Raw genomic sequence first — 17,790 nt, forward strand, 5'->3', positions numbered from 1 at the left:
GCTCTGCGTGGCGCCCTCGCGGCAGTTGCCCCTCTGGCAGGAACTGAACCTGCCGCCGGATCTGGCCTGGAGTGAGCAGGGGGAGGGGGATCTGGGGGCGCGAATGGCGCGGGCGGCGCGGCGCGCCCTGGCGATGGGTGAACCGGTGCTGCTGATCGGCATGGATTGCCCCGCTCTGGGCACCCGCCAGTTGAGCAGCGCTGCCGCCCAGCTGCGGGATCACGATGCAACGCTGCTACCCAGCCAGGATGGGGGCTACGTGCTGCTGGGCCTGCGGCGGTTTGAGATCAGCCTGTTCGAGGCCATGCCCTGGAGCACCCCAGTGGTGCTGGAGCAGACGCGGCGGCGTCTAACAGCGGCAGGCTGGTCCTGGCAGGAGCAACCGCCACTGGTCGACATCGACACCCCCGCAGACCTGGCCAGCCTGGATCCGCACCTTCTGGAGCTGGCGCGGCGCTGGGCCCCGGACCTCATTGCCTGCCAGACCTCACCGCCGGAATGAGGGGGCTCACTCCAGCGCGCCGCCGCAGCTGGAGCCGCTGCCGGCCGTGCAGCCGAAGCAGTGGTTTGCCACCGCGATCGGCTCAGAGGCTGGATCCCAGTGCAGCAGATCCTGCAGGTGAGCGCGGCGACCCTCGGCCCCCGAGGTGGCACCGAGGGGAAGCCGCAGCTGCTGGTTGAAATCACAGTCGTAGAGGGTTCCCTGCCAATCGACACTGATCAGCGAGCGACACATCACCTGGGCCAGATTCGTCTCACGGTGGCTGCTGCGAAGCCGCTGCTGATAGGCCTCCAGCTCACCACTGGACTGCAGCACGGCCGCATAGCGCTGGATCGGCATGTTGGCCAGGGCAAACAGCTGGTTGAACACGATGCCGAAGTCGGCCGCGAGCACCCGTTTGTAGTCGGCCTCGAGGCTGGCCTGGGGCGGCGGCAGCACTGGGCCCTGGGGGTTGTAAACGAGGTGAAGCTCAAGGCCGGACCCGGGCCGGCCGTAGCCGAGGGCGTTGAGCTGGCGCAGAGCCGCGATGCTGCGCACGAACACACCATCGCCACGCTGCCGGTCGACATTGCTGGCCGAATAGCAGGGCAGCGACGCCACCACGGTGACGCCCTGCTCGGCAAGAAAGACCGCCAGATCCTCCTGGCCCGGTTCACTCAGGATCGTGAGATTGCAGCGGTCGATCACCGTCACCCCCAGCTGCCTGGCGGCCACCACCAGCTCGCGGAAGCGGGGGTGAAGCTCCGGCGCGCCGCCCGTGAGGTCGAGGGTGTGGATCCGGCGGGCCAGCAGCACCTGGGGGATCAACGCCAGGGAGGCGTCGTCCATCATCTCGGTGCGGCTGGGACCGGCATTCACATGGCAGTGGCTGCAGGCCTGATTGCAGCGGTAGCCGAGGTTGACCTGCAGGGTGGTGAGGGCACCGCGGCGGATGGCCGGGAAGGTGATGGTGGGTGTGGGTGCTGCGTCCTCCAGCGGCACGGCTGATCTCTGTTGGCCAGCCGTTCTCTGGTGCACGGCCGTTCTCTGGTGCTCTGACAAGGCCATCTCAGATGCTGGGGAGGATGCGGAGACCCTTGGGTTGTGCGTCTGATCTTGGCCAACCCTGCTGCTCGCTGTGCCAGCAAGGCGAGAGACCACCGACGCCAACCTTGACTCTCCAGTGAAGAGGAGCCCATACGGTGGCCTCATTCGCCTTGTTGTGATGCCAGCAGGCACGCTTCGGATCAGCTTCATGGCCCTGGCTGCAGCTGCGCTGTTGTCGCCCACGATGTCTTCCACGGCCTTCGCCCAGGAGGATCCCCACGAGGGGCATCGCGGCATGGACGGCATGCCAGGCATGACGAGCCCAACCAGAGAGGACCATGCCCATGCCGGTCATGCCCATGACGTGGGCCCGGCAGGCGCCACCTACGACCTGCGCTTCATCGACGGCATGGTGCAGCACCACACCGGTGCCCTGCGCATGAGCGAATTCGTCTTCGACATCGGCCAACCCGGTGTCGGGGCCCTGGGCAAGACGATCTGGCGGGATCAGGCCAATGAGATCCGCGCCATGGGCCTCTGGCGCAAGGCCTGGTACCCGCAGGCGCCCGTCTATCCGGTGGCGCTGGCAGCCGGCGGCGATCCCAACAGCCTGTCTGGTCTGACTCGCATGAGCCAGGCCCAGATCGACGGCATGCGGATGATGGGCGACGGACCCACCAGGGAGAACCGGGTGGTGTGGTTCCTCGAGGGAATGCTCGACCACCACGGCGGCGCGCTGATCATGGCCCACGACGCCCTGGCCAAGAGCACCAACCCCACGATCCGGCGCTTTGCCCGGGCCGTGATCGTGGCCCAGCGGGCCGAGATTCGGGAGCTGCGCAGGATGCTGGCGGTGGAGGGATTGCGCAAGCCCGGTTACCACAAATACGACGCCCTCTTCGCTCTCTGAGCTCCCCTCTGGTCGTGAACCATGGCCCGGCACATTTCCCGTAGATCCTTTCTCGCTCTGGCGGCCGCCGGAGCCGGTGGCCTGGTACTGGGGCGCGGCGCCCTGTGCCGAGCCCAACCATCCGCCGTGATGGCTGGCCCTGCCGTGATCCGCTCCAGCGGGGGCCTGCTGGATCTCGATCTGGTGGCTGGCGCCACGCCGGGCTGGCTGCCGCAAGGCCCGTCATGGATCCTCACCTACAACGGCCGCTCGCCGGGACCCCGTCTGGAGGTGAGGCCTGGGGACGCGGTGCGACTGCGGTTTCGCAACACCCTGGAGCAGCCCAGCAATCTCCACTACCACGGCCTGCACGTCTCCCCCGGCGGATCGGCCGACAACGTGTTCCTCTCGATTCCCGGCGGCGAATCCTTCGCCTATGCGTTCGAGATTCCTGCAGATCACCCAGCCGGGTTGTTCTATTACCACCCCCATCGCCACGGCACCGTCTCCGATCAGGTGTTCGGCGGGCTGGGGGGAATGCTGGTGGTGCGAGGGGAATTGGATGAGCTTCCCGAGGTGCGGGCCGCCCGGGAGGAGTTCCTGTTTCTGAAGGATTTCCCCGCCGCCACGGAGGGCAGTACCCGGGGCTACGGCTTTTCGCCGATGCAGCGGATCTGGGGCCGCCAGGGGGAGCTCCTCACGGTGAATGGACAGATCCAGCCCAATCTGCAGGTGAGCTCCGGAGGTCTGCTGCGGCTGCGGCTGGTGAATGCGTCAAACGCCCGCTTCTACCGGCTGGCCCTCGAGGGTCATCCCTTCCACCTGATCGCCACCGATGGCGGGGCGATCCCTGCGCCGATCGAGCTCCAGGAGCTGCTGCTAGCTCCCGGTGAGCGGGCCGACGTGCTGGTCCAAGCCAACCGCAGCCCGGGGCGCTACCGCCTGCAGGCCCTTCCCTATGACCGGCTCGCCGGTGGCATGGGCATGGGCAGAGGGGGGATGGACATGGGCTGGAGAGGTGGCAGAGGCAGAGGTGGGATGGGTAGGGGAGAAATCGGAATGGGCCGCCCGCGTGGATTCCTCAGCCAGACGGCTTCGGTGACCCTCGCCACCGTCAGCTATGTGGGCGAAGGCCCACCGATGCCGCTGCCGCGGCAACTGATCGCAGTTCCAGCGTTACCTGAGCCCACCCGCACGCGCAGCTTCAGCCTCTCCCACGCCATGGGCCCCGGCATGGGCATGGCGTTTCTGATCAACAACAACGTCTACGAACACGCCCGTATGGACACCACCGTGCGGCTGAATGAAACGGAAGAATGGATTCTCCTGAATTCAGGAATGATGGATCATCCCTTTCATGTGCACGTGAATCCCTTCCAGGTGATCAGCCGTAACGGCCAACCCGAACCCTTTCGCGCCTGGAAAGACACGGTGGTGGTGCGTCCGGGAGAAGAGGTGAGAATCCGCACAGTCTTCCTCAATTTTCCCGGCCGCACGGTGTACCACTGCCACATCCTCGATCATGAGGAGCTCGGAATGATGGGCACCCTCGAGATCAGCGCCTGAACGGACGCGAACAAGCTGGATCGCGCTCGTCCCTCACTCCACTTCCATCACTCCGCGCACCATGTTCATGCCGCAGTGGAAGGGATAGACGCCAGCCTCCGTGGGAGGCAATTCCAGGGTTGTGGTGGCATCAAGGGGCAGATCAAGGGTTTTGTGGAAATCGGGGAAGATCACCTGGGCCACACAGCCGCTCGGATCGATCCTGTGAAAAGCCAGCCGCAGCGGCCGGCCGGCCTTCACTCTGATTCTTGAGGGCGCATAGCCGCCATCCACGGTGATGGTGATCTCCTGCAGGCCGTGCTCCCCTTCGCGGGCCACCACCCCACCGCCATGGCGTCCCAGGAACCACCACAGTTCCCAGGCGATCAGCACCACACCAACGCCGGCGACCAGGGCCTTCAGCACCATGGGCTGATCGATGGTGCGCCAGAGGGGCTCGGCGGTGGAGGCGCTAGTGGCAGCGGTGGCGGCGAGGGCAGGCAGGAGTGACATCAAGGCTGGGAGTGTCATCAGGCAGCCTTCGGCAGGGGTGCCGGCTGGAAGCGGCGCAGCCGCAGGGCGTTGCTCACCACCGACACCGAGCTGAAGGCCATGGCGGCCCCGGCGATCACCGGACTCAGCAGCCAGCCGGTGAAGGGAAACAGCAGGCCGGCGGCGATCGGGATGCCGGCCACGTTGTAAGCGAAGGCGAAGAACAGGTTCTGGCGGATGTTGGCCATGGCGGCGCGGCTGAGCTCGATCGCCGCCGGCACGCCGGCCAGGTTGCCGGAGATCAAGGTGATGTCGCTGGCGGCGATCGCCACATCGGTGCCGGTGCCCATGGCGATACCCACGTCGGCCTGGGCCAGGGCGGGCGCGTCGTTGATGCCGTCGCCCACCATCGCCACGGGGCCCTCCCCCTGCTCCTGCAGCTTGCGAATCACCGAGGACTTGTCGGCGGGGCGCACTTCGGCGATCACCCGCTCGATCCCCACCTGGGCGGCCACCACCTCGGCGGTGCGGCGGGCATCGCCGCTGAGCATCACCACCTGCAGACCCAGGCGCCGCAGGGCGGCCACGGCGGCTTCTGAACTGGATTTGAGGGGATCGGCCACGCCGAAGCAGGCCTCGATCCTCCCGTCCACCATCACGGTCGCCACACTGCAGGCGGCGGCCTCGAGACGGTCCACCAGGGGCTTGAGGGCGGCGGTGTCGATGCCGAGCTCCTCGAACCAGCGGGGAGTGCCGACCCGCACCTGCTGGCCGGCGACCACCCCCTGCACGCCGCGGCCGGCCACGGCCTCGAAGCCCTCCACCGCAGGCATTGAGCCGTCCTTCAATTGGCTGCGGGCATAGGTGACGATCGCTTCAGCCAGGGGATGCTCCGAGCGGGATTCCAGCGCGGCGGTGAGGGCCAGCAGGGCATCGGCCGGCAATGCACCACCATTCAGCCGCTCGAAATCGGTCACTTCCGGCTGGCCGCGGGTGAGGGTGCCGGTCTTGTCGAGCACGATGGTGCGCACAGTGCCGGCGGTTTCCAGGGCCTCGGCGCTGCGGAAGATCAGTCCGTTCTCGGCCCCCTTGCCCGAGGCCACCATGATCGAAGTGGGGGTAGCCAGGCCCAGGGCGCAGGGGCAGGCAATCACCAGCACGCTCACCAGGAACACCATTGCCAGCACCGGGTTGCCGCTCACCAGGAACCAGGCCACAAAAGCCGCGATGGCGATGGCGATCACCACCGGCACGAACCAGCCCACCACCTGATCGGCGAGCCTCTGCACCCTGGTGCGGGAGCTCTGGGCCTGGCGCACCAGCTCGACGATCTGAGCCAACACCGTGTCGCCCCCCACCCGGCTCGCCCGAAACGTGAAACTGCCGCTGCGGTTCATCGAGGCGCCGATCACCTCATCGCCGGGAGCCTTGGCCACGGGGGTGGGTTCACCCGTGAGCATCGATTCCTCCACCCAGGAGCTGCCCTCCTCCACCACCCCATCCACGGGCACCTTCTCGCCGGGCCGCACCTGTACGTGGTCACCCACCACCACCAGCGAAACCGGAATCTCGACGGGCACGCCGTCCCGGATCACCCGGGCGCTGGGGGGCTGGAGCTGCAGGAGGTGCCGGATCGCCTCGGAGGTCTGACCGCGGGCCCGAGCCTCCAGGAGACGGCCCAGCAGGATCAGGCTGAGGATCACCGCCGCAGTTTCGTAATACACATCGGCCGGTAATCCCTGCTTCCTCAGCAGATCGGGGGCAACGGTGGTGAGAATCGAGCTGAGGTAGGCAATGCCGGTACCGGTCGCCACCAGGGTGTTCATGTCAGCGGAGTGCTGCCGGAACGCCGACCAGGCCCCGCTGAAAAATTCCCGGCCACACCAGAACAACACCGGGGTGGTGAGCACCAGCTGGCTCCAGGGGCTGGTGAACCAGGCCGGCAGAAACGGCAAGGAATGCCGGCCCAGCATGTGGGGCAGGCTGGAAAGCATGACCAGGGCCGTGAGCAGCGCCGCCACGCTCAGCTTGCGGCGTAACGCGGTGAGCTCCTGGGCCAGCTCCCGCTCCATGTCCGTGGTCGACGGGGTTTCGGTTGCGCCGTGGCAACAGGCCTGACCCATCGTTGGGGTGGTCATCGGAACGCTCATTCAGTTGGCTGCGTGGTCATGGAGCGACCACCGAGCCGCAGCGCAGCGGCCGGAAGCAGCGCGTGATGGAGGTGTTGATGCAAGTGTCGATGCAGGTGTCGCTGACCCATGGAGTTGGTGTCCTGCGGTGTTGGCGATGTTCTGAGGCGCTCCTGGCAGCTCGAGCCCGTGCCCTTGAGCGTCAGGACGCCGGTCTCGGCAGCCGCCCTGGCAAAGACAGCAAGAGCTGAGACAGGGAACAGCATCAGAGCACCAACAACCGGGAACGCCCCTGTCAGCCTAAAGTCTCCCTAACAGTGGAGAGTCAAGCCGATCCATGGGCGTCACGTCTCCGGTGCAAGGCATCAAGATCGGTGCGTTGGCGGCCCGCAGTGGCCTACCGGTAAAGACGCTGCGCTACTACGAAGGCCTCGGTCTTCTCCCGGCCGTGAACCGAAGCCCGGGGGGATACCGGTTGTTCCATGAGGAGAAGAGCCTGCAACGGCTGGCCTTCATCCGCCGGCTCAAGGCCCTGGGTCTGACCCTCGAAGAGATTCAGGCCTGCCTGGCACCCCACGATGCCGGGCTGCTGCCTTGCCACGACATCCAGCGGCAACTCAACCGCCAGATCGAACGCATTGACGAACGCATCGATGAACTGGGCCTGCTTCGCGAGGAGATTCAGATCCTGCTGGGCAGCTGGCAGACCGCGCCCCGCCAGGATGATGCAGTGATCTGTCCCAATCTGCAGGTCTGAGGGAGAAAACAAGCCACGGTCAGGCCACTGCTGACTGACTGATGCACTCACCCAGTGCCTGGCATGGCTGGCCCACAGGCCCCATAGAACAAACTGCTGTCAATCCAGAGCAGTGGATGAAGCTTCAGCCGGGTGTTGCCCAGATCGGAGCGGCGTGACCATCCTGAAGACAGGTGTTCCAGGCGTGAGGCGGCGACTCGCTGTCAATGAGTTGTTGCCAATTCACGATCCGATGAGAAGGCGCTCAGAGCGAACCAGATCCTGGAACAGGGCTTTGCTGGGTCTTGCCAGTGCGGGGGTCTGCATGGCGTCCCTGTGGGCTGCGTTGCCATCCAGATCCCAGGGCTGGGGAGGCTATGGAATGCCTGACCATGATGAAGACATCGAGAGGGTCGGCCGCCCGGGGATGGGCCTGCCCTCAGACCAGCCGTTCATCGTGATGATGATTCCCCACCACGACGGAGCGATCGCCATGGCCGATCTTGCGCTCAGCCGTGCCCGGCGGCCCGAGATCAAGGCCCTGGCGAAGCGGATCCAGGCCAGTCAGACGAAAGAAAACGCCCAGATGAGGGCCTGGTACCAGCAGTGGTTTGGCCAAAGCGTGCCCACCTGGGGACCAGGGGCGGGCTGGGGCGGGCAGGGCCGGATGGGAGGGATGGGAATGGGAATGGGAATGGGGGGTGGGCCCATGGGGTCGAGCACAAACCTGATCGCCCTGAGCCAGGCTCCCGACTTCGATCGAGCCTTCATCGAACAGATGATTCCCCACCATCAGATGGGCGTGATGATGGCCTCCATGGCCCAGATCAACGCCCAACACCCTGAGCTGCGCAAGCTGGAGCACGCCATGGTGCGGGTACAGAGCGAGGAGATTGAACAGATGGAGCAGTGGTACCGAAAGTGATACGAAGCTCAGGGGGCACAACGCTGAGAGCCTGCGTCCGGATCAATCCATTCGGCTGTTGATCGATCCGTTGTTGATCCATCAGTGATTGATCGCTGCCAGTCTCTGCAGACGTACCACCAGATCATCGATCGAGTCGTCCTTGGCCGGGTTGAAGCGATTGCTCACCAGCTGCCGGCCGACCAGATTGGCACCGAGATGGGCCAACTGCAGCCGAAGCGCGGTGAGCACCGTGTAGCCACCACCGCCAGAGTGGGTGGCAATCGCGATTGGCCGATGGTTGAACAACCTGCGGAAATCATCCCCCTGCACTGAGAGCCAGGCGACGGCACTGGTGAACAGCGGCGGAATCGAGCCGTTGTACTCCGGTGTGCAGATCACCCAGCGGGGAGACGCATCCAGCCGTGCATTGAGCTCGGCAACCCCAGCGGGGATGCCGCTCTCCGCCAGAGTCAGAGGATTGAACAGAGGCAGTGAGAGGCCCGTCAGGCTGAGCACCTCCGCGGACAAATCGTGCCCGCGTGCCGCTGCCGCAAAGCGCTCAGCGAGGCGGAGATTCTCGCCGGCACTGACGGAGATCACGAGGACATCGGCGGCCATGAACAATCAGATGAAGGGCAAGGGGTGGGCGAAAAGCCGGAATCAGAACACCAAGGGATCAGCGCACCAGCAGCCCGATCGGCTCCAGGGCGATCACGCCCCCACAGAGGGCAAGCAGCAGGAAGCCACCGCCATTCACCAGCAGCGAGGCGCCGAAGGCGCCCAGCCACCAGAGCGCGGCGGAGCCGTCCGCCGGAGCCGCGGCCGCCCCCACACCGATCAGCAGCAACAGGTGATCGGCACCGGTGGGCGGATGCAGGAAGCAGGCGGCGATGCTGCCCTGGGCGATGCCGTGGGCCTGGGCCGGTTGATCCAGCAGCAGCATCGCCAGGCAGGCAGGCATCACCGGCGATGGGAGCCAGGGAGCGGAAGGAGGAGGAGGGTGTCATCGAACGAGCCGGCCCGCGCCGGTGATGGTGGGTGAACACGGCGAGCGTTCTGACTGAGAAAGCCGGAGGGCCTCCATCACGGCTGCGAGACAGTGCCGTGATCGGTTCAGGGCGATCCTGCACCCCACCGGACTTTCCTCCTTACCCCCAGGGAGTGACCCGCTGGAACCGTTCGCGCCATTCTGCTGCCAATGCCAGCCGAGCAGCAGCAGGCCGATGGCCAGCCTGGGCCGCCAGCAGCACCAGACCAACGATCAACAGAAGATCGCTGGGTTCCAGCAGGAGCCGGGCGATGCCGTCGCCCCAGGGACCCAGCCCCAGAAGAGTTACCCCACCACCAGTCGTTCGCATGAAGGAGCGCCCCTGGTGGAGGCCCTCCAGTTCTTCAAGCCTCGGGGCGATCTCGGCCATGGTGCCGGCCTCACCTCAGGTGATCGAGACACTGCCGGCATGAAGCACCTTGGAATCCTCCATGGCTGCGAGAATGGGGCGCAGTATCCCCAGGGCAGAGTGCCGAGCAGCGATGTAGCCATCCTCGGCGTTGCGCATGGGTTGGCCAGCCTGCGGCGGTCCTGGCAGTGAAGAGTCGGAGACAGCAGGGAGGTCAGTGTCCAGGGCGGAGCAGATGTCGTCGTCGTTCATCTGACCGGGGGCGCATGCCTGAACCCAGCGTGCAGGCGAGGGCAGGCTGCCAGGCAACTCTTCCTGCGAAAGACAGAGTGGGACTTGGACTGCCGTTGCGCTCACTCCCGTTAGACAGAAACGAATGCCCGGTGCAACCGTCCTGGCCCAGAGGCAGGAAGTACCAGCTCAACAGGATCGTTCCGACAGAAGCAGCCATTCCCATGACGATGCGCCACTAGCCTCCACCCAGGCAGCAGCCAATCGTTTTGAAGGAACTGACCAACCACCAGCTCGACCTTGCACGGATTCCTGATCCCGAGGGAGACCTGCACGGCTGGGAGCACTTCGCCCACACGATCAATGGTTACGAAGCGGCCGGGTCATTCGAGGCCTGCGCCGATCTGGCCAACCACAACTGTGCAACCACGCTCACGGAGCTGCGCTGCGCCCTGTTCTTCGTGGCCAGGAGCGATCGCCACGGTGGGATGTTCGACGACTGCAGCCCCCAGGTACGGGAGCTGCTGAAGAAGATTCGGACGCGGGTGGAAGCCGGAGATCTGAAGTGAGTCTTCAACGACAGCCAGCACACTGACGATCAGAACATGATCGTAGGCTTACGACACCTCGTTGAGAAAGAGTGAGCACAGTCGTTGGATTGAGCTGCTGCTGGCCCTGCCGCTCACCAACCCGGAGATCGTGCTGGCCACAGCGCTGCTGAACCTGTTCGTGGGCATCGATCTACCGCGTGGACCCCTCACCCTGCTGCTGTCCCACAGCCTGTTCTGCCTCAGCTACGCAGCGCTGATCCTCAAGGCCCGGCTGGCAGGATTCGATTCAACCCTGGAACTGGCAGCCCAGGATCTGGGGCACCACCGCTGGAGGCCTTCCGCCGGGTCACCCTGCTCTGCTTCTCCCTGTCATTCGACGACTATGTCGTGAGCAGCTTCACAACCGGTGAAACAATGACCTTGCCGCTCTATCTGGCCGGTGCTTTCCAGCGTCAGATCTCTCCTCAGATCCAGGTCCTGTCCACCTTGGTGCTGCTGGTGAGCGCGGCGCTACTGGTGCTGGCGACGCCATCGCGGCAGGGCCGGTCGTGATGGGGGCGGCGAGACTGCCCAGGTCAGCACCCGGTTGATGACCTGGCCAGAGTCAGGACAACCCAGGCGATCGATACGACACCTCCTCGGGAGTGACGGGCTGGCAATCCTGCGCCGAATCCCCCAGACTTCTGCTTGACCGCAGGCGACTCATGTCCGTCCGTGCAGCAACCAGGCACCAGACGAGGCTCAAGACTCGGCGGTGCTGGCTGGCCCTGCTGCTGATCGGTGGCGGGCTGCTGCTGGCAGGCCCAAGGACACTGGCGGATGGGGAACCCGCCGAGGTCAAGGTCCAGACGCTGGTCCGCTCAGGCCAGGCCTGGAACGGAACACAGCTGCCCGCCTATCCCAGCGGCGAGCCGGAAGTCACCGTGCTGCACATCACGATTCCGCCGGGGGTGAGGCTGCCCATGCACATCCACCCAGTGATCAACGCCGGCATGCTGATTCGCGGCCAGCTACTGGTGATCAGCGAGGCGGGAGCCAAAGTGCAGCTGAAGGCGGGGGACGGGCTGATCGAGATGGTGAATCAACCCCACTACGGCACGAACAACGGCAATGAAGCTGCCGAGATCGTGGTGGTTTACGCGGGGGTGAAGGGAAAGCCGATCACCGTGCTTGAACCCGCTGCCAAAGCAAGTCCAAAGCCGCGTCTGACAGCACCTTGATGCGATGCAGCACGAGGGCACTGCTGAATCCGTTCTAGATGGTGGGATGGACGAATCGCACGAATCAGCCAGATCATCGCAAATAGGAGATAGACCATGAAAAAAGAACAGCTACAGAGGAGATGCTGAGCATGACTGGTGATCCAGTTGAGAGTTTAATGCAGTTGGCCGCTGGCCATTATTTGCCTCGGTGTCTCCATGCCGTCGCCAATCCTGGAGTCGCCGACGCCCTGAACAACTCGCCCCAGCCCGTTGCCGCGCTTGCCGAGGCGACCGACGCAGACCCAGCAGATGGCAGGGCTTAGAGTTGATCCAAGAGCCCTTGTCCTAGAAGGACGATTAATCGAGGCAATCAAGACCACTCGCGAGCAAACAGGAATCAGCCTCAATGAAGCCAAAGACGCCGTTGACGCCTTTCTTGTCAATCCTCAATCAACATCACGGACGAGCAGACCAGTCTCAAGGCATCAATCCGGAGACATTCCCCTTCAAGCAATCCTATTTTGGGAAGAGGGGAGTTTGCTCAACGCGATCAAAACAACCCGAGAAGCATTCCATATTGAACCCAGAAATTCACGGCAGATTCAAATCCGCATCGGCCAGGCTGCGCAAACGCTTGATCACCAAACTGGCGATGAACATGATCATCATGGGCAGCATTCTGCTGATCGTCCTCCACTTGCTCGGAAAGAAGTGACGCCGCGGCTTGACCAGGCAGAGTTGGATGATTGGCAGGAAGAAGTCCACAACGCAGGGATGATGATCCGATCGCTTCCGCCTTCGAAGCTTCTGACATGCCAGCATCCCAAGCTGAACAGGTGGCACTTGTCCGTGTCAGAGCGGCTGGGTTCAGTGAGCTCACCTCGATGGCGCAGGACAGAAAAGGCCCCCGACAGGAAGCCAGGGGCGCATGGTTCATGGGAACGTGTGAGCCACCCCGAGGGGCAGGACTATGGTGTTAGCCAGCCACCTTCACCGTGACGGTGCTGACTTTGTTAGCCTTGGGGGCGGTCACGGTGAGCAGACCATCGTGATAGGTGGCTTCCAGCTGATCGCGCTCAATGGCGACAGGGAAACGGAAGCTACGACTCCAGGTGCCGTAGCGGAATTCGCTCAGAAGTGGGGCAGGGTCAGGCTTGGTTTCGGGCAAAGTTTGACCCTCTGATACGCCTTCAGCGGCCAGAGACTCTCGGCCGGATCGACGCTCGGCACTGATCACCAGGCTTCGATCGGTGGCCTTGACATCAATGGCGGACTTGTCGACCCCTGGCAGTTCGAGCACAACGGTGTAAGCCGTTTCAGTCTGATGAACCTCGGCTGCCGGCACGTGCTCAGTGTTCTGCGGCAGCTGGTTCAGCTGTTGGTTCAGTTGCTGCTCAAGACGATCGATCAGACCGTAGGGAGAGGAGGTGCGCAGGCTCAGCATGATCTGGTGGCGAAGGATGATTGGCGGGGCTTCATCGCCCTCGTGATGCCAATGTCGTCGGAATTGATCGATCCCTCTGTCGTAGAAACCCACCGGATCGATTCGGTCCTCACGACCCCGTTCGGCGAACCGGCTCACATGGTCGCGAAAACCGAAACAGCGGCGGCCTTTGTCACCGCAGGGTGTGCAGCACTCACCAGGCTCAGGAACGCGGCTTGATCAGCTGCAGCACCTGTGGACCGGATTGACCGGCACGACGTTCGCAATCGAGCAGCTCCAGGATGGAGCGGGCGGAGGCCGTCACATCGCCCTGCTCTGCAGCGAGGCGGGCTTCAGAGTCGAGACGGGTGATCCGTTGGTTCAAGGCCAGACGGTCATCCGCAGCGGAAGCAGCCGCCGAGGAGCGCAGCGGATTGAGCACAGCCGTGGGAGTCCGCAACGATTTCACCCTGGCCTGCATGGAAGAAAGCACGTGACGACAAAAACGGAAGAGGGAGCCAGAAGCATGGACAGTCCAGAGTGGCCGCAATCCCGACATCCACTGAAGGCATCAAGGACAACGATTCAGGAGAAGGCCATCGAGATGGAAGCAGCGCTCACGGGGAACATTGCTCGCTCGAAAGCAGTGCTCACGGAAGGGTCGATCGACTCCTGGCACAAAGCGAAGGAGAGGCATTAGAGATCGATGTGACCACAAACTGATCCTTCGTAGGCTGATGATAGCAATCTTGCGGCAAGCTCTGCCAGAAGGTCAGCGTCAGGCAACCGATTGTCATCGCGCGGCACATCCAGCACCGGATGGTTGTGCTGCCGGCCAAACCCTGCGCCCACCCGAGGACTGATGATCCCAGCCAGGACACAGGCATGGAGTCAACCAGCCTTGAAGCCAGCGCCTCCTGGCCAAGCAGGTTGCCAGGAGGACATTGGCGGAAGCGATCAGGTTCCTGGTTCTTCGCTGTTGCCCCCCAACTCGAGGATGCGTTGCCGCAGGACCGCCGCACGCTGCTCGTCTCCCTTGGTGAGAGCAACGGCCAGAGCGAACTCAAGCTTCTCAAGCTGATGATCACCCTCGGAAGGCTGCAAGAGCCGGTGGGGGGGCGCTCCAGAGGGCTGAGAAGCGCTGCCGAAGCTGGTAGCGGAGCGCTGGGTCAACCCCTGAAGGGGGGTACCGGAAAGGGAGGGAAAGGCCATGGCTGGCTTTCTTTCCATTTTGTCACCGGTTTCGGAGTTTCGGGAGCTTGCCGCAAGGTTTGTGTGCTTAGGCAGCCGCATCAGTGGCCATGGCGATCACATCACCCTCGGAGACCTCAAGCAACTGGCGGCAATCCCGCAGCAGCCGCTCAACATTCTCCAGGCTGTCGAGTTCTGCCGGATCGGACTGATCGACGCTGGACAGCTGCCGTTCGACCGCCACCAGCCGCTGCTCCAGCTTCAGCAGCCGCTGCGAGAGGGTGTGAATGGTTTCCGCCAGGGTCTCCGTATGGCGCGTAATGCGAAAGGACACCGATTCGGACGTCATCGAGACAGGGCAGATCGAGGCCGATCACAACACACCCGCCGGCTCCGCTCAAGCCTGGAGACAGCCTCCCACCCGCCAGACTGGCAGGCATTGTTCGATCCCCTCGCCGGATGGCCTCCTTCTGGCCCCTGGTTTTCTATGGGTTGGCAGGTCTGGCGGGTGGCCTGCTCGCCCTGCGTACCGGCATTCCAGCCGCCCCACTGGCCGGCGCGCTGCTCGGGGCCGGCATCCTGAGCATGAGTGGACGGCTGGAACTGGCCCAGTGGCCCAGCGGCAGCCGCACGGTGCTGGAGATCGCCATCGGCACAGTGATCGGCACCGGGCTCACGGCCAACGCCCTGACCGAGCTGCGTCTGCTGTGGAGGCCGGCGGTGCTGATCACCCTCACCCTGGTGCTCACGGGCGTGGTGGTGGGTCTGTGGTGCAGCCGACTGCTGGGCATTGATCCGGTGGTGGCCCTGCTGGGAGCGGCTCCAGGAGGGATCAGCGGCATGAGCCTGGTGGGGGCCGAGTTCGGCGTCGGCGCCGCTGTCGCAGCCCTGCACGCCGTGCGTCTGATCACCGTGCTGCTGGTGCTGCCCCTGGTGGTGAAGCTGGTGCTCCCATTGTCCAGCCCGCCCCCTTGAACAGCCGCCTCGACACCGAAGGCAGGGCCGATACGGTGGCGCCTGATCGCCCGTCCGTCTGACCCGGCACCATGGATCTCCGCCTGCCACGTGTCTTCCTGCACGGCCTCCTGCCCGTCGCCGTGCTGTTCGGCGGCGCGGCAACCCTGCCGTCACGGGCTCAAGGGAGCAGCGATGCCGGCAGCAAAGGGGCGCAGGTGTATTGCTTCATGCGAGGTGCAGGTAACAATCATCAGGTGAGCTGGGATGCGGCCTACGCCTTGATCAAGCGTCAGAGCGCCAGCCTGTTCAAGACCTCACCGGAACACGGCGCCGTCATGATCACCGAGGCAGTGGTTCAGAACCCCGGGACCTATCCCGATTGCGGCCGCTTCCTGGGAGACCTCTACGCCAAGCCCCAGGCTGACGCCGGCTCCGCGACTTCGCCAGACAGCCCCCGACCAAGCAGCGGCATGACCCGTGAACAGCGCTACAGCTACTGACCACGTCCGCAGCCGCAGCCAGGCCCCTGGCCGATCTCTACTGCCCCTGCTTCTGCTTCTGGCCGGACTGGCCGGCTGCAGCGAAGAATCCTTACCGGAGCGAAGCATCCAGCCAGACGACTGCCTGCGCGACGTGCAGATCAAGAAGCTGGGGGAGGCCATCCGTCGCTGCGATGCTGTGGTGGCTGCCTTCCCCAAGGATCCGGTTCCTCTGAACGAACGCTTCCTGCTCCAGAGCCTGCGCGGCAATGGGGCCGCCGCCTGCCAGGACATCACCAAAGCCACGGCCCTGGCCAGCCGAATGGATCCCAAGACCTTGGACCCGCTGCTGCAGGAAGATCTGAAATTGCGCGCCGCCAGCTGCCGCAGCGGGTCCTGATCAGGCAGCGCCGTCAACGGCGGCCGGCTCAGGGCCAACCATCGATCAGCTCCCGCACCATCGCCGGCAGAGCCTGGCGACGCAGCTGACGCTGGCGGTTCTCCAGCAGCAGAGCAATGCGCTCGGCCTTGCTGTCGATCAGGCCATCGACGAGCTGATCGGCCACCCCCAGCTGCAGCCAATGGCAGGTCAGCGGTGCGGTCATGCCGATCCGATGACAGCGGTCTTCCGCCTGCTCGGCATCTCCGGGGGTCCAGGGACGCTCGATCAGCACCACATGGCGCGCCCGATGCAGGGTGAAACCCAGTCCGCCCGTGCCGTAGGTGGCGATCAGCAACGGCGAGCGGCCAGCCTGAAAGGCTTCCACCCGCTCCTGACGCCACCCCACCGGCACGCGCCCGGTGAGCAGTACCGCCCCCGCCGGTTCCCCGGGTGCCCCGTCACCCAGAGCCCCCTCGCCCAGGCCCCCCTGCAGCTGGGCCGCCAGCAGAGTCGCCGTAGCCACAAACCCGGTGAACACCACCACCGGTTCGCCCTCCGCCAGACAGGCGGTGACGAGGCGATGGGCCAGGGACAGCTTGTAGTCCGAACCGATCCGCCGCAGGGCCGTGAGCACAGCCAGGGCCTCAGCGTCGCGGCGGACCCGGCCCTGGGCGGCCCGCCGACGGTAATCGTCGATCACGCCCTGAAGACGATGCCGAAAGCCGCGGGCCTCCGAGGGCGTGAGCTCCGCGGCAACGAGGCGGCGATGCTTGGGCGGGAGATCGAGGCAATCCTGCTTGCGGCGGTGCAACAGCAGGGGGCGGGTCAGCCGCCGGAGTTCCTCCAGCCGGCTCGCCCCCTGGGCCTGCCAGATACGCCGCCCACCCTGCTCACGCCAGTGGCCCTGGCAGAACAACTCCTCATAGCGGCGCTGATCCTCAGCCAGGGGATGGCCGATCGCCGCCAGCAGGGGGAACAGCTGGGCCGGTCGACCGTTCTTCATCGGAGTGCCGGTGAGCAGCCAGATCGCCCTCAGGCGGGGATGACGGGCCAGCCGCAGAAACGCCTGGGTCCGTCTGGCCGCCAGGGACTGGGCATAGTGGGCTTCATCGGCCAGCAACACGGTGCCCGCCGGCGGCAGGGCAGCGGGCAGCCTGGACCAGCTGTGCACCTCCAGATGAAGCTGCAGCGCGGCCGCCTCCCGGCGCCAGTGCGCATGCAGCCCCACCGGCGCCAGCACCACGATGCGGCAATCCGACAGGCGCGCCAGGGTGCGGGCCGCCATCAGGGCCGTCAGGGTCTTGCCGAGGCCCATGGCATCGGCCAGCACGGCGCCGCGGCGGGCCAGGAGCCAGCGCACGGCGGCCCGCTGATGGGCAAACAGGCGGCGCCCATCCGGAAGGGGCTCGGTGGTGGCGGCAGCCTCCACCAGGACCTGATGGGGAGGCAGGGGCGGCAGGGGCTGCTGCAGCCAGGCCAGCCACTGCTCCAGTTCCGGATCCAGAGCAAAGCGGCGCCCCAGGCAAGCCTGCAGCGCACCGGCCGCACGGAGCGGAAACTCCCAGCACCGTTTTCGGCCCAGCCAGCGTCCCGGCGGACGCACCGCCCGGAGCTGGGCCTGGGTCACGGCGTCGTAGGGGCTGACCACCTCAATCAGGCCCGACTCCCCCAGCCGCATCAGACAACGCTGGCGTGGCTCGGACCGCGAGGCCTGTGGCGAGGATGGCTCAGGCAAGCGAAGACGAATCTGT

25 protein-coding genes are annotated in these 17,790 nt (G+C 65.0%); 12 read left to right on the top strand and 13 right to left on the bottom strand.

What is annotated here, in order from left to right; genetic code table 11:
• On the top strand, window positions 1–502 hold a 502-nt coding region (locus VB716_RS16200), incomplete at its 5' end, for a TIGR04282 family arsenosugar biosynthesis glycosyltransferase (protein ID WP_323271029.1).
• 6 nt (window positions 503–508) lie between these two features.
• Here the strand turns inward: VB716_RS16200 and arsS are convergent.
• The gene (gene arsS / locus VB716_RS16205; protein WP_416238132.1) at window positions 509–1,477 is read right to left on the bottom strand and encodes an arsenosugar biosynthesis radical SAM (seleno)protein ArsS; all 969 of its coding nucleotides are present in this window, start codon (window positions 1,475–1,477) and stop codon (window positions 509–511) included.
• A gap of 295 nt (window positions 1,478–1,772) precedes the next feature.
• Here arsS and VB716_RS16210 point away from each other — a divergent pair, with 295 nt between their 5' ends.
• Together VB716_RS16210 and VB716_RS16215 are read left to right on the top strand one after the other, a co-directional pair.
• On the top strand, window positions 1,773–2,438 hold the full coding sequence (locus tag VB716_RS16210; RefSeq protein WP_323271030.1) for a DUF305 domain-containing protein: 666 nt from the start codon (window positions 1,773–1,775) through the stop codon (window positions 2,436–2,438).
• Window positions 2,439–2,459: 21 nt separating this feature from the next.
• Window positions 2,460–3,983 carry a multicopper oxidase family protein gene (locus tag VB716_RS16215; RefSeq protein ID WP_323271031.1) on the top strand — a complete coding sequence of 508 codons (1,524 nt, stop codon included), beginning with the start codon at window positions 2,460–2,462 and terminating at the stop codon, window positions 3,981–3,983.
• 33 nt (window positions 3,984–4,016) lie between these two features.
• Here the strand turns inward: VB716_RS16215 and VB716_RS16220 are convergent, their stop codons facing one another.
• Window positions 4,017–4,493: a cupredoxin domain-containing protein gene (locus tag VB716_RS16220; protein WP_323271032.1), complete on the bottom strand. Its 477-nt coding sequence runs from the start codon at window positions 4,491–4,493 to the stop codon at window positions 4,017–4,019.
• Complete coding sequence (locus tag VB716_RS16225; protein WP_323271049.1) at window positions 4,493–6,526, bottom strand: copper-translocating P-type ATPase; 2,034 nt, start codon at window positions 6,524–6,526, stop codon at window positions 4,493–4,495. Before VB716_RS16225 ends, VB716_RS16220 begins: the two co-directional genes overlap by 1 nt.
• Before the next feature lie 394 nt (window positions 6,527–6,920).
• Here VB716_RS16225 and VB716_RS16230 point away from each other — a divergent pair, with 394 nt between their 5' ends.
• Together VB716_RS16230 and VB716_RS16235 are read left to right on the top strand one after the other, a co-directional pair.
• Window positions 6,921–7,340 carry a heavy metal-responsive transcriptional regulator gene (locus tag VB716_RS16230; RefSeq protein ID WP_197157930.1) on the top strand — a complete coding sequence of 140 codons (420 nt, stop codon included), beginning with the start codon at window positions 6,921–6,923 and terminating at the stop codon, window positions 7,338–7,340.
• Window positions 7,341–7,701: 361 nt separating this feature from the next.
• On the top strand, window positions 7,702–8,244 hold the full coding sequence (locus tag VB716_RS16235) for a DUF305 domain-containing protein (RefSeq protein WP_323271034.1): 543 nt from the start codon (window positions 7,702–7,704) through the stop codon (window positions 8,242–8,244).
• 81 nt (window positions 8,245–8,325) lie between these two features.
• Here the strand turns inward: VB716_RS16235 and VB716_RS16240 are convergent, their stop codons facing one another.
• The 4 genes from VB716_RS16240 to VB716_RS16255 all read right to left on the bottom strand — a co-directional run bounded on the left by VB716_RS16240 (window position 8,326) and on the right by VB716_RS16255 (window position 9,782).
• Window positions 8,326–8,844, bottom strand: coding sequence for an NAD(P)H-dependent oxidoreductase (locus VB716_RS16240; protein WP_322757961.1), 519 nt, complete (start codon window positions 8,842–8,844; stop codon window positions 8,326–8,328).
• Between the two features lie 58 nt (window positions 8,845–8,902).
• Complete coding sequence (locus tag VB716_RS16245; RefSeq protein WP_322757960.1) at window positions 8,903–9,187, bottom strand: HupE/UreJ family protein; 285 nt, start codon at window positions 9,185–9,187, stop codon at window positions 8,903–8,905.
• Between the two features lie 187 nt (window positions 9,188–9,374).
• A complete protein-coding gene (locus tag VB716_RS16250; RefSeq protein ID WP_197157923.1) occupies window positions 9,375–9,644 on the bottom strand; it encodes a hypothetical protein in 270 nt (89 codons plus the stop codon).
• A gap of 15 nt (window positions 9,645–9,659) precedes the next feature.
• The gene (locus tag VB716_RS16255; RefSeq protein WP_322757959.1) at window positions 9,660–9,782 is read right to left on the bottom strand and encodes a hypothetical protein; all 123 of its coding nucleotides are present in this window, start codon (window positions 9,780–9,782) and stop codon (window positions 9,660–9,662) included.
• A 341-nt stretch (window positions 9,783–10,123) separates the two neighbouring features.
• Here VB716_RS16255 and VB716_RS16260 point away from each other — a divergent pair, with 341 nt between their 5' ends.
• The 4 genes from VB716_RS16260 (at window position 10,124) to VB716_RS16275 (ending at window position 11,625) form a co-directional block, all read left to right on the top strand.
• Entirely contained in the window at window positions 10,124–10,423 is a 300-nt protein-coding gene (locus VB716_RS16260; RefSeq protein WP_231598112.1) for a hypothetical protein, read from the top strand.
• Window positions 10,424–10,484: 61 nt separating this feature from the next.
• Complete coding sequence (locus tag VB716_RS16265) at window positions 10,485–10,796, top strand: hypothetical protein (RefSeq protein WP_322757958.1); 312 nt, start codon at window positions 10,485–10,487, stop codon at window positions 10,794–10,796.
• A gap of 23 nt (window positions 10,797–10,819) precedes the next feature.
• Window positions 10,820–10,957: a hypothetical protein gene (locus tag VB716_RS16270; protein WP_323271036.1), complete on the top strand. Its 138-nt coding sequence runs from the start codon at window positions 10,820–10,822 to the stop codon at window positions 10,955–10,957.
• 152 nt (window positions 10,958–11,109) lie between these two features.
• A complete protein-coding gene (locus VB716_RS16275) occupies window positions 11,110–11,625 on the top strand; it encodes a cupin domain-containing protein (RefSeq protein WP_322757956.1) in 516 nt (171 codons plus the stop codon).
• Window positions 11,626–12,198: 573 nt separating this feature from the next.
• Here the strand turns inward: VB716_RS16275 and VB716_RS16280 are convergent.
• The 5 genes from VB716_RS16280 to VB716_RS16300 form a co-directional block, all read right to left on the bottom strand.
• Window positions 12,199–12,372, bottom strand: coding sequence for a hypothetical protein (locus tag VB716_RS16280; protein WP_197157899.1), 174 nt, complete (start codon window positions 12,370–12,372; stop codon window positions 12,199–12,201).
• A gap of 211 nt (window positions 12,373–12,583) precedes the next feature.
• Window positions 12,584–13,051, bottom strand: coding sequence for an Hsp20/alpha crystallin family protein (locus tag VB716_RS16285; RefSeq protein WP_322757955.1), 468 nt, complete (start codon window positions 13,049–13,051; stop codon window positions 12,584–12,586).
• A 202-nt stretch (window positions 13,052–13,253) separates the two neighbouring features.
• Window positions 13,254–13,511, bottom strand: a complete 258-nt coding sequence (locus VB716_RS16290) for a hypothetical protein (RefSeq protein WP_231605696.1) — start codon at window positions 13,509–13,511, stop codon at window positions 13,254–13,256.
• Window positions 13,512–13,987: 476 nt separating this feature from the next.
• The gene (locus tag VB716_RS16295) at window positions 13,988–14,242 is read right to left on the bottom strand and encodes a hypothetical protein (RefSeq protein WP_197159382.1); all 255 of its coding nucleotides are present in this window, start codon (window positions 14,240–14,242) and stop codon (window positions 13,988–13,990) included.
• A 67-nt stretch (window positions 14,243–14,309) separates the two neighbouring features.
• Complete coding sequence (locus VB716_RS16300; protein ID WP_323271038.1) at window positions 14,310–14,570, bottom strand: hypothetical protein; 261 nt, start codon at window positions 14,568–14,570, stop codon at window positions 14,310–14,312.
• A gap of 110 nt (window positions 14,571–14,680) precedes the next feature.
• On the opposite strand from VB716_RS16300, the gene VB716_RS16305 reads away from it, so the two are divergent.
• From VB716_RS16305 to VB716_RS16315, 3 genes are all read left to right on the top strand, one after another.
• A complete protein-coding gene (locus VB716_RS16305; protein ID WP_323271039.1) occupies window positions 14,681–15,196 on the top strand; it encodes an AbrB family transcriptional regulator in 516 nt (171 codons plus the stop codon).
• A gap of 71 nt (window positions 15,197–15,267) precedes the next feature.
• A complete protein-coding gene (locus VB716_RS16310; protein WP_231598113.1) occupies window positions 15,268–15,678 on the top strand; it encodes a DUF6554 family protein in 411 nt (136 codons plus the stop codon).
• Entirely contained in the window at window positions 15,656–16,057 is a 402-nt protein-coding gene (locus tag VB716_RS16315) for a hypothetical protein (RefSeq protein WP_197157891.1), read from the top strand. The genes VB716_RS16310 and VB716_RS16315 overlap by 23 nt, the downstream gene beginning before the upstream one ends.
• A gap of 28 nt (window positions 16,058–16,085) precedes the next feature.
• Here the strand turns inward: VB716_RS16315 and VB716_RS16320 are convergent, their stop codons facing one another.
• Window positions 16,086–17,717: a DEAD/DEAH box helicase gene (locus VB716_RS16320; RefSeq protein ID WP_323271040.1), complete on the bottom strand. Its 1,632-nt coding sequence runs from the start codon at window positions 17,715–17,717 to the stop codon at window positions 16,086–16,088.
• Between the last annotated feature and the right edge of the window lie 73 nt (window positions 17,718–17,790).

The organism is Synechococcus sp. CCY9201 (assembly GCF_034931105.1).
Taxonomy (GTDB): domain Bacteria; phylum Cyanobacteriota; class Cyanobacteriia; order PCC-6307; family Cyanobiaceae; genus CBW1002.

What these genes read in the sequence shown, in the direction of transcription:
- VB716_RS16225 (WP_323271049.1), bottom strand. Translation starts at nt 6,526, where the DNA reads ATGGAGCGGGAGCTGGCCCAGGAGCTCACCGCGTTACGCCGCAAGCTG.
- VB716_RS16220 (WP_323271032.1), bottom strand. Translation starts at nt 4,493, where the DNA reads ATGACACTCCCAGCCTTGATGTCACTCCTGCCTGCCCTCGCCGCCACC.
- VB716_RS16295 (WP_197159382.1), bottom strand. Translation starts at nt 14,242, where the DNA reads ATGGCCTTTCCCTCCCTTTCCGGTACCCCCCTTCAGGGGTTGACCCAG.
- VB716_RS16270 (WP_323271036.1), top strand. Translation starts at nt 10,820, where the DNA reads ATGACCTTGCCGCTCTATCTGGCCGGTGCTTTCCAGCGTCAGATCTCT.
- VB716_RS16230 (WP_197157930.1), top strand. Translation starts at nt 6,921, where the DNA reads ATGGGCGTCACGTCTCCGGTGCAAGGCATCAAGATCGGTGCGTTGGCG.
- VB716_RS16250 (WP_197157923.1), bottom strand. Translation starts at nt 9,644, where the DNA reads ATGGCCGAGATCGCCCCGAGGCTTGAAGAACTGGAGGGCCTCCACCAG.
- VB716_RS16255 (WP_322757959.1), bottom strand. Translation starts at nt 9,782, where the DNA reads ATGCGCAACGCCGAGGATGGCTACATCGCTGCTCGGCACTCTGCCCTG.
- VB716_RS16320 (WP_323271040.1), bottom strand. Translation starts at nt 17,717, where the DNA reads ATGCGGCTGGGGGAGTCGGGCCTGATTGAGGTGGTCAGCCCCTACGAC.
- VB716_RS16210 (WP_323271030.1), top strand. Translation starts at nt 1,773, where the DNA reads ATGTCTTCCACGGCCTTCGCCCAGGAGGATCCCCACGAGGGGCATCGC.
- VB716_RS16300 (WP_323271038.1), bottom strand. Translation starts at nt 14,570, where the DNA reads ATGACGTCCGAATCGGTGTCCTTTCGCATTACGCGCCATACGGAGACC.
- VB716_RS16290 (WP_231605696.1), bottom strand. Translation starts at nt 13,511, where the DNA reads ATGCAGGCCAGGGTGAAATCGTTGCGGACTCCCACGGCTGTGCTCAAT.
- VB716_RS16310 (WP_231598113.1), top strand. Translation starts at nt 15,268, where the DNA reads ATGGATCTCCGCCTGCCACGTGTCTTCCTGCACGGCCTCCTGCCCGTC.
- VB716_RS16305 (WP_323271039.1), top strand. Translation starts at nt 14,681, where the DNA reads ATGGCCTCCTTCTGGCCCCTGGTTTTCTATGGGTTGGCAGGTCTGGCG.
- VB716_RS16235 (WP_323271034.1), top strand. Translation starts at nt 7,702, where the DNA reads ATGCCTGACCATGATGAAGACATCGAGAGGGTCGGCCGCCCGGGGATG.
- VB716_RS16275 (WP_322757956.1), top strand. Translation starts at nt 11,110, where the DNA reads ATGTCCGTCCGTGCAGCAACCAGGCACCAGACGAGGCTCAAGACTCGG.
- VB716_RS16240 (WP_322757961.1), bottom strand. Translation starts at nt 8,844, where the DNA reads ATGGCCGCCGATGTCCTCGTGATCTCCGTCAGTGCCGGCGAGAATCTC.
- VB716_RS16245 (WP_322757960.1), bottom strand. Translation starts at nt 9,187, where the DNA reads ATGCCTGCCTGCCTGGCGATGCTGCTGCTGGATCAACCGGCCCAGGCC.
- VB716_RS16285 (WP_322757955.1), bottom strand. Translation starts at nt 13,051, where the DNA reads ATGCTGAGCCTGCGCACCTCCTCTCCCTACGGTCTGATCGATCGTCTT.
- VB716_RS16215 (WP_323271031.1), top strand. Translation starts at nt 2,460, where the DNA reads ATGGCCCGGCACATTTCCCGTAGATCCTTTCTCGCTCTGGCGGCCGCC.